Genomic DNA, 8384 nt, shown 5'->3' with positions numbered 1-8384 from the left:
CGCGGGAGGGGGAGCGCAAGCGGGCTTCGGGTGGCTTGCCGTTACCCCGCTGCTCCTGACGCTCGCCGCCTGCCAACCCTGGTCGGACCCGCCGGTCGAGGGATCGGTGCGGCCGCGCATCGTTTCGCTCAACCCCTGCACCGATGCGGTGCTGGCGGAGGTGACGTCGCCGGGGCAACTGCTGGCAATCTCCCACTACAGCCACGATCCCTCGGCCAGTTCGATGGATCTCGCCCGCGCCGCGCAGTTCGCCGAAGTGTCGGATGCGGTGGAGGATGTCGTCGCGCTGGAACCCGATGTCGTGGTGGCGAGCAGCTACACGCCGCCGGCCACCGCGCAGGCCCTGCGCGACATGGGGCTGGAGGTCGTGCTCGAGCCGCTTCCCGCCGACCTTCCCGAAGCGCTCGCGCAAGTGCGGCGGCTGGCGAAGCTGGCGGGCAATCGTTCGGAAGGGGAGGAACTGGCCGGGCGGATGGAGGCTGCCGTCGCCCGTGCCAAGCCGCCGACCGGCGTGCGGCCGGTGCAGGCGCTGCTGTGGGAATCCGGGGGCATCGTCGCAGGCGACCACACGCTGATCGCCGATCTCATGCGCCGCGCCGGCTTCGCCAACGCCGCTGCCGCGCGCGGGCTTGCCCAGGCCGATTACCTGCCGCTGGAACGCGTGGTGGCCGATCCGCCGCGCGTGGTCTTCACCGTGGGTTCGCCCGCCGGCGAGGAGGACCGGATGCTGCGTCATCCCGCTCTCGCCAAAGTCCGGGGCATGATCCGCGCGCCGCTCGACCGTTCGTTGATCTGGTGCGGCGGGCCGACCGTGCCCAAGGCACTGGCGCGGTTCGCGCAAGTGCGGCGATCTCTCGATAACCCCAGGTCCCGAGGTCATCTCGGGCCCTTCGACAAGCTCAGGGTGAGCGGGGATGAGGGGAATCGCACAAGCTCCGCTCATGCTGAGCTTGTCGAAGCACCCGGCACAACGGCAGACCTTCATCCATGAACTGCCGCCTGATTCCGATCCTCGTCGTCCTGCTCGCGCTCGCCGTGCCGCTGTCGCTGCTGGCGGGGCGAGTGTGGATCGATCCCTTTGCGTCCGACACGCACAATGCCTCGGTTATCCTGCTGTACTTGCGCCTGCCGCGCGCGTTGCTGGCGCTGATCGTCGGCGCCGGACTTGGCGGGGCGGGGGCGGCGATGCAGGGCTACTTGCGCAATCCGCTCGCCGATCCGGGCCTGTTCGGCATCGCGCCGGGCGCGGCGCTGGGTGCAGTGCTGAGCTTCTGGACCGGCTATGCCGCGTCGGTCTGGCTGCTGCCGGTCTTCGCTCTCGTCGGCGCGGGCGGGGCGATGGCGCTGCTGGCGTTGATCGCGGGGCGTGAGGCGGGCGTCGCACTGTTCACGATGGCGGGGCTGATGATCTCCAGCCTGGCGGGGGCGCTGACGAGCCTTGCGATCAGCCTTTCGCCCACGCCGTTCGCGATGAGCGAGATCGTGACCTGGCTGATGGGCGCGCTGGCCGACCGTTCGTGGCGCGAGGTCGTCATTGCCGGGCCGTTGACGCTGCTGGGACTCGGCGTACTGCTGGCGGCCGGGCGGGGGCTCGACGCGCTCACACTGGGCGAGGCGGCGGCCCGTTCGCTGGGCTTCGAGCCGAGGCGGCAACAGGCGCTGATGATCGCGGGCGTGGGCCTGACGGTGGGCGCGGCGGTTGCGGTGGCGGGTGTGATCGGCTTCGTCGGACTGATGGTGCCGCATCTCGTCCGGCCGCTGACCGACCGGCGGCCGTCCTCGCTGCTGGTGCCGAGCGCGCTGGCGGGGGCACTCCTGCTGCTCGTTGCCGATGCCGGCTGCCGCGTCCTCCCGCTTGCGGGCGGAGAGCTGCGGCTGGGGATTGCGCTGGCGCTGATCGGCGCGCCGTTCTTCCTTGCGCTGCTGCTGCGCATGCGGCGGGGGCTGGCATGACCGGGACGCTGAACACGGTGGGGCTCGGCATCGCGGGACGGCTGCGCGACCTGACGATGACCATCCATGCGGGGGAAGTCACTGCGATCTGCGGGCCGAACGGCGCGGGCAAGTCGACGCTGCTGTCCTGCCTGGCGGGACTGGTGGAGCCCGATACCGGCGTTGCCGCGCTGGGCGGGCGAGTGATGCATGCGGTGCCGCCGCGGGAACGCGCGCAGTGCATCGGCTATCTTCCGCAAACCCCCGAAGTGGCGTGGGACGTCACGGTCGAAGTGCTGGTCGGGCTCGGTCGCCTACCCTGGCAGGATACAGGGACGGGCGGTGGGCGGACCGCGATCGATGCCGCGATCGCGACGATGGACCTCGAGGCATTCCGGAAACGGCCCGTCTCGCAGCTGTCGGGAGGTGAGCGGGCGAGGGCGCTGATGGCGCGGGTGCTGGCGACTGGCCCGGCCTGGCTGCTGGCGGACGAGCCGCTGGCCAATCTCGATCTCGGCCATGCGCTCGCATTGATGGGGCGCCTGCGCGAGCAAGGCCGCCAGGGCCGCGGCGTGGTGCTGGTCCTGCACGACCTGGCAACCGCGATGAACTACGCCGATCGCGTCATGGTGCTGCACGAAGGACGGATCGCCGCTGACGGAGAGCCCGGCCACGCCTTGTCCGAAGACGTCATCCGGAACGTTTGGGGCTGTCCGGCCCGCTGGTTGGGCGAGCCGGGAGCGCGTGCGCTTTCGCTGGGGTGAGCGTCAGCTTTCGACGAAGTGGCCCTTCGACCAGATGCGCATGGGCTCTTCGCGCTTTTCCGCTTCGCGCTGGTGCATCTCGCGCTGGCGGTCGAACAGCAGCGATCCCGTGCCACGGGCGAAACGGCTGCGACGGAACGGAATTTCGGCGCCTGAAGTCATCATCTCTCTCCTTTGGAGAGATAACGCGCAGCGCTTGCGTCCGGTTCCCTCAGCGCGTGCCGACGCCGCGCGCGAACTGTTCCTGCAGATTGGACAGCGTGCGGGCCGGGACCGGGGCGAGCGACCTGGCGGTCTTGCCCTTGCGCAGCGCGGCGCGGTCCTTCTCGTCGGGCTCGATGGCGCGGACCCGCACCGCCGCCTTGCCCTGCGTGCGGATGCCCAGTTCCTCCGCTGCGCCGCGCGAAAGGTCGATGATGCGCGCGCTCTCGCCATACGGGCCGCGGTCGTTGATACGCACGATGATGCGCCTGCCGGTGTCGAGCGAGGTGACTTCCACATAGGCGGGCAGGGGCAGCGTCTTGTGCGCGGCGGTGATCCAGCCGGGGCGGAAGCGTTCTCCGTTGGCGACCTGGTTGCCGCTTTCCGAACCATACCACGTCGCATAGCCGAGCATGTCGTAGCCGGGCTGCGCGGCGGGAGTATAGGTTACGCCGCGCACCTTGTAGGGAGGGCCGATGCGGACGGGCACGTCGCTGACGGGGCGGTACTTCACCCCGCCGCCGCATGCCGCGAGCATGGCGACGAGGGACAGAACGGCAATGTTCCGTAAGGGGGCGCTGCGGATGAGGCCGGGCATGGCGGGCAGACTAGGACGTGAACTCATAAACAGCACCATCGAGGTTTGAGGCAAAATGGCTCAGCGCAAGGAGGCAGGGCGAAGGAATATGTCGATATTTCAAGGCCTGTCGACGCGGCGCTGGGCCTTTTTGGTCAAATCCCTTCGGGACGCCGGAATGGCTTCCATCTCGAACCGAAGCGGCCTTGGAAGGGCAACCAGCCCTTCCGGCGGACGCTTCCGCCCGAGTTGTTCGCCATTCCGGCGCCTCGATGGTGCTGTTTATGAGTTCACGTCCTAGCCCCCGAGCGTCCGTGCTCCAATGCGGGGGCGGGCTCTTTCCACAAGGATGGCCGTATCCGGTCTTACCGCGCGCAGTGCTCGTAATAGCCCGCGCGGCACGCGGCGACGTCCTCGCGCCATTCGCGCATGTCGTGCTCGTAACGGCGGCGCTCTTCGGCATAGTCGGCGCGCGCGGCGTCATAGTCACGACGATCGGCAGCGTAATCGCCTTGGTCCGCATCGGGGTGAGCGCGCGCCGTATCGTAGTCGCGCCAGCCTTGCGCATAACTGGCGTCGCGCCGGCGCACGTAGTCCAGCTGCTCGCGGTTGAGGCGGCGGATGGTCGCGGCGTCGCGGGCGACGGCGTCCGGCGTCATGGACGGATCGCGCGGATCGTCGGCAAGAACCGGCGCGGCGAAGCCTGCCAACAGCAAAAGCGCCACCACGCGCCCGAACAGCCCGAAAGCCCCCATTTTCCTGAATCCCCTGAGCCTGATCGGCGCACCCGACAGGCGCTATCTGCCTTCAGAATCGCGGGGATGCAAAGGGCTTGCGACGGGCGGTTCGTCGCGGGGTGAAGCCTCGGCGGAAGCGGTCAGCGCCCGCCGGAGCCGGGAGCCTGCGGATCGGCGGGGCACTTCACGGCATTGCCGTTCCAGCACGCCGGGTTCCTGACTTCCCACTGCTTGCGGTCGGCGCGGTAGTCCTGTTCCACCGCATCGTGCCGGTCGAGCGTCGCGTCGTAAGCGGCGGCATCGCGGGCGGTCTTCATGTCGTTGAGGGCGAGCGCGGCGTCGTATTGGGACCGGCTGGCCTCATTGCGGGCGAGCTGTTCCTGCGCGGCGGCGGCTTCACGGGCGTTCAGCATCTGTCGCCGTGCTTCGGGATTTCCCGGCTCCGGCGCGCTGGCGGCCGGTTTCCCGGTATCCCCGGCCATGACGGCGGACGGTAGCATGAATGCGACGGCCGCTGCGGCGGCGATCTTCGGTGCGAGTTTGCGCATGGCGCGCATGGCGTTCTCCTCAAACTGCGAGGCCGCACGAATGCGGCGCTGGGTCGAAACGCAAAACGTGCGGGGGCCTTGCGGGTTTCCCGTCCGCCCCCGCGCAGCCCCGGCTCGTCGCAGCGCGGGATCATCCAACGCCCGGGAACGCCCTTGCCCTTGGCGCGCTGTGCCCCATCTATGGGCAAACCGCCCGGCGCCTCTTGAATGGCGCGAACAAATCTGGAACATACCGCCTCCATGAGTCTCACCCACATCACCGTGCGCGGCGCGCGCGAGCACAACCTCAAGGGCTTCGACATTGCGCTCCCGCGTGAGAAGCTGATCGTCATCACCGGGCTGTCGGGCTCGGGCAAGTCGAGCCTCGCCTTCGACACGATCTATGCGGAGGGGCAGCGCCGCTATGTCGAGAGCCTCTCGGCCTATGCGCGCCAGTTCCTCGAGATGATGCAGAAGCCGAACGTCGAGCATATCGACGGCCTCTCGCCCGCCATCTCGATCGAGCAGAAGACCACCAGCCGCAATCCGCGTTCGACGGTGGCGACGGTGACCGAGATCTGGGACTACATGCGCCTGCTGTGGGCGCGCGTGGGCATTCCCTATTCCCCCGCCACGGGTCTTCCGATCGAGGCGCAGACCGTCTCCAACATGGTGGACAGGGTGATGGCGCTGCCGGAAGGCACGCGCCTCTACCTGCTCGCCCCCGTGGTGCGCGGCCGCAAGGGCGAATACCGCAAGGAACTCGCCGAGTGGCAGAAGGCGGGCTACACCCGCGTGCGCATCGACGGCGAGTTCTACGCCATCGAGGACGCCCCCGCGCTCGACAAGAAGTACAAGCACGACATCGAGGTCGTGGTGGACCGCATCGCGGTGAAGGAGGGCATCCAGACCCGCCTTGCCGACAGCTTCGAGCAGGCCCTCAAGCTGGCCGAAGGGCTGGCCTATGCCGACATGGCCGACGGCAACGTCCCCGGCCGCGAGGAAGAGGAGCAGGGCAAGAACCTGAAAGGCGCCGGCCTGCCCGCCAACCGCATCGTCTTCTCCGAGAAGTTCGCCTGCCCCGTCAGCGGCTTCACCATCGAGGAGATCGAGCCGCGCCTGTTCTCCTTCAACGCCCCGCAAGGCGCCTGCCCGGCCTGCGATGGCCTTGGCGAGAAGCTGCTGTTCGACCCGCAGCTGGTCGTGCCGAACGAGCACCTGACGCTCAAGCAGGGCGCGATCGTGCCCTGGGCCAAGTCCAACCCGCCCAGCCCCTACTACATGCAGGTGCTCTCCAGCCTGGCCGCGCACTTCGGCTTCAACCTGACGACGCCGTGGGACGAACTGCCCGGCGAGATCAAGCTGGTGATCCTCTACGGCACCGGCGGCAAGGCCGTGCCGCTCACCTTCAAGGACGGGCGCAAGGAATACACCGTCAACAAGGCGTTCGAGGGCGTCATCGGCAACCTCAACCGCCGCATGCTGCAGACCGACAGCGCCTTCATGCGCGAGGAACTGTCCAAGTACCAGACCGCGCAGCCCTGCGAGACCTGCGACGGCAAGCGCCTCAAGCCCGAGGCCCTCTCGGTCAAGATCGCCGGCAGCGACATCGCCGACGCCGCGCGCCTCTCGGTGGCGGACGGCTTTGCGTGGTTCGGGCAGCTGGAAGGCAAGCTCACCAACCAGCAGCAGCAGATCGCCAAGGCCATCCTCAAGGAGATCAACGAGCGCCTCGGCTTCCTCAACAACGTCGGGCTCGACTACCTCAACCTCGACCGCACCTCGGGTACGCTGTCGGGCGGCGAGAGCCAGCGCATCCGCCTGGCCAGCCAGATCGGCTCGGGCCTCTCGGGCGTGCTCTACGTGCTCGACGAGCCCAGCATCGGCCTGCACCAGCGCGACAACGACATGCTGCTCGAAACCCTCAAGCGCCTGCGCGACCTCGGCAATACCGTGATCGTGGTGGAGCATGACGAGGACGCCATCCGCACCGCCGACTATCTGGTCGACCTCGGCCCCGGCGCGGGCGTCCACGGCGGGCAGGTGGTTGCCGAAGGCACGCTCAAGCAGGTGCTCAAGAGCAAGGAAAGCCTCACCGCCCAGTACCTCAACGGCACCCGCCGGATCGAGGTGCCCAAGGAACGTCGCAAGGGCAACGGCCACTTCGTCACCGTCGAGAACGCCCGCGCCAACAACCTGACCGGCGTGACCGCGAAGTTCCCGCTCGGCACATTCTGCTGCGTGACCGGCGTGTCCGGCTCGGGCAAAAGCTCGCTCACCATCGACACGCTGCAGGCCGGCGCCTCCCGCCAGCTCAACGGCGCGCGCGTGATCGCGGGCGCGCACGACAAGATCACCGGCCTCGAAAAGTGCGACAAGGTGATCGAGATCGACCAGTCCCCGATCGGCCGCACCCCGCGCTCCAACCCCGCGACCTACACCGGCGCCTTCACCCAGATCCGCGACTGGTTCGCCGGCCTCCCCGAATCCGAAGCGCGCGGCTACAAGCCCGGCCGCTTCAGCTTCAACGTCAAGGGCGGACGCTGCGAAGCCTGCCAGGGCGACGGCCTCATCAAGATCGAGATGCACTTCCTGCCCGACGTCTACGTGACGTGCGAGGAATGCCACGGCAAACGCTACAACCGCGAAACGCTGGAAGTGAAGTTCAAGGGCATGTCCATCGCCGACGTGCTCGACATGACGATCGAGGACGCCGAAGAATTCTTCAAGGCCGTCCCCCCCATCCGCGACAAGATGCACATGCTGAACGAGGTGGGCCTCGGCTACGTCAAGGTCGGCCAGCAGGCGACGACCCTGTCCGGCGGCGAGGCGCAGCGCGTGAAACTGGCCAAGGAACTGGCCCGCCGCTCCACCGGCCAGACGCTCTACATCCTCGACGAACCCACCACCGGCCTCCACTTCGAAGACGTGCGCAAACTCCTCGAAGTGCTGCACCGACTGGTCGACCAGGGCAACTCGGTGGTCGTGATCGAACACAACCTCGACGTCATCAAGACCGCCGACTGGATCATCGACATGGGCCCCGAAGGCGGCGTCCGCGGCGGCCAGATCGTGGCGGAAGGCACGCCCGAAGAGGTGGTGAAGGTCAAGGGCAGCTTCACCGGAAGCTACCTCAAGCCCCTGCTGGGAAGCTGGGCGAAGTAGCAAGTCCGTCGTCCCGGCGAAGGCCGGGACCGCTGGCCGTCTTTAGGCGTGAGGTAGGTGAAAGCCCCCGGCTTCCCTGCGGCGCATCTGACGGTTACAATCGCGCCATGCCGTTCAAGACGCTCAAGACCAAGCGCGCGCCGCTGACACTGGAAGAACTGGCGGCCTCTATAGAGCGTCGCAAGGCGGAATGGCGTGCCCGCGAAGAAACAGTCATCGACATGGCTGAATTGGGCGGGGAGCTTGCTGCGCGGCGGGAAGCCGGGGGCATCCCCCACCTCCCGCGCAACGGCGGAACCGACCGCACGCCCTCCAAGCAGGCCCTGCTGGACGAAATCGCGAAACTCGGCGCGAAGTGGTAACCCATTCCTCCCCGTTCAGGGGAGGGGGGACCATCTGAAGGATGGTGGAGGGGCTCAGGTAGTTCAGGCGAAGGGGCAAAGAAGAAAGTAGAAATGCGAGGGCCATCGCCCTCGCGCTC

Annotated in this window: 9 protein-coding genes; 5 read left to right on the top strand and 4 right to left on the bottom strand. The window is 68.0% G+C overall.

Annotated elements, in window-relative coordinates; translation table 11 throughout:
• From ACYPYD_RS04105 to ACYPYD_RS04095, 3 genes are all read left to right on the top strand, one after another.
• Window positions 1-991, top strand: a 991-nt coding sequence (locus ACYPYD_RS04105; RefSeq protein ID WP_459662185.1) for an ABC transporter substrate-binding protein, incomplete at its 5' end; no start/stop codon positions are given.
• The gene (locus ACYPYD_RS04100) at window positions 988-1953 is read left to right on the top strand and encodes a FecCD family ABC transporter permease (RefSeq protein WP_069708153.1); all 966 of its coding nucleotides are present in this window, start codon (window positions 988-990) and stop codon (window positions 1951-1953) included. The genes ACYPYD_RS04105 and ACYPYD_RS04100, both read left to right, overlap by 4 nt.
• Window positions 1950-2696, top strand: a complete 747-nt coding sequence (locus ACYPYD_RS04095; protein WP_459662184.1) for an ABC transporter ATP-binding protein — start codon at window positions 1950-1952, stop codon at window positions 2694-2696. The genes ACYPYD_RS04100 and ACYPYD_RS04095 overlap by 4 nt, the downstream gene beginning before the upstream one ends.
• 3 nt (window positions 2697-2699) lie before the next feature.
• On the opposite strand, the gene ACYPYD_RS04090 is transcribed toward ACYPYD_RS04095, so the two are convergent.
• The 4 genes from ACYPYD_RS04090 to ACYPYD_RS04075 form a co-directional block, all read right to left on the bottom strand.
• A complete protein-coding gene (locus ACYPYD_RS04090) occupies window positions 2700-2858 on the bottom strand; it encodes a hypothetical protein (RefSeq protein WP_172705215.1) in 159 nt (52 codons plus the stop codon).
• Between the two features lie 49 nt (window positions 2859-2907).
• A complete protein-coding gene (locus tag ACYPYD_RS04085) occupies window positions 2908-3495 on the bottom strand; it encodes a septal ring lytic transglycosylase RlpA family protein (RefSeq protein ID WP_069708152.1) in 588 nt (195 codons plus the stop codon).
• A gap of 344 nt (window positions 3496-3839) precedes the next feature.
• The gene (locus ACYPYD_RS04080) at window positions 3840-4229 is read right to left on the bottom strand and encodes a hypothetical protein (RefSeq protein ID WP_459662183.1); all 390 of its coding nucleotides are present in this window, start codon (window positions 4227-4229) and stop codon (window positions 3840-3842) included.
• A 122-nt stretch (window positions 4230-4351) separates the two neighbouring features.
• Entirely contained in the window at window positions 4352-4768 is a 417-nt protein-coding gene (locus tag ACYPYD_RS04075) for a hypothetical protein (RefSeq protein WP_459662182.1), read from the bottom strand.
• A 231-nt stretch (window positions 4769-4999) separates the two neighbouring features.
• Between ACYPYD_RS04075 and uvrA the strand changes: the two genes are divergently transcribed.
• Window positions 5000-7903 carry an excinuclease ABC subunit UvrA gene (gene uvrA, locus ACYPYD_RS04070; protein ID WP_459662181.1) on the top strand — a complete coding sequence of 968 codons (2904 nt, stop codon included), beginning with the start codon at window positions 5000-5002 and terminating at the stop codon, window positions 7901-7903.
• 107 nt (window positions 7904-8010) lie between these two features.
• On the top strand, window positions 8011-8265 hold the full coding sequence (locus ACYPYD_RS04065) for a hypothetical protein (protein ID WP_459662180.1): 255 nt from the start codon (window positions 8011-8013) through the stop codon (window positions 8263-8265).
• Window positions 8266-8384: the final 119 nt, after the last annotated feature.

The organism is Novosphingobium sp. 11B, from assembly GCF_054589055.1.
Note: the sequence above shows the minus strand (reverse complement) of the source record. Positions and strands in the feature narration are given on the sequence as shown.